Source organism: Denitromonas iodatirespirans, assembly GCF_018524365.1.
GTDB lineage: Bacteria > Pseudomonadota > Gammaproteobacteria > Burkholderiales > Rhodocyclaceae > Nitrogeniibacter > Nitrogeniibacter iodatirespirans.
The window spans coordinates 1-221 of record NZ_JAEKFT010000194.1 but is presented as its reverse complement, the minus strand read 5'-3'; the positions used below and the strand labels follow the sequence as shown (position 1 = coordinate 221).

Sequence of the window (221 nt, the reverse complement as noted above, 5' to 3'; positions counted from 1 at the left end):
TTGATCGCCACCGGCACGGAGTCGGTGATCTGGATGTCGAGGCTGCCGGTGGCGGCGATGCCCAGGTCATCGGTGACGACCACGGCGATGGCGTCGAGCACCGGGGCGTTGCTGCTTTGCACGTTCGGGTCGTAGGTGTAGCTGACCGCGCCGGTGGCCGGGTTGAAGCCGGTGAGCACGAGCGTGCCCTCGCCGGTGTTGATGCTGACCGGGGTGGTGCC

Annotated in this window: 1 protein-coding gene; it reads right to left on the bottom strand. The window is 68.3% G+C overall.

The window, feature by feature from the left end; genetic code table 11:
* Positions 1 to 221: hypothetical protein (locus I8J34_RS24525; RefSeq protein WP_214364232.1), on the bottom strand; the 221-nt coding region annotated here is incomplete at both ends.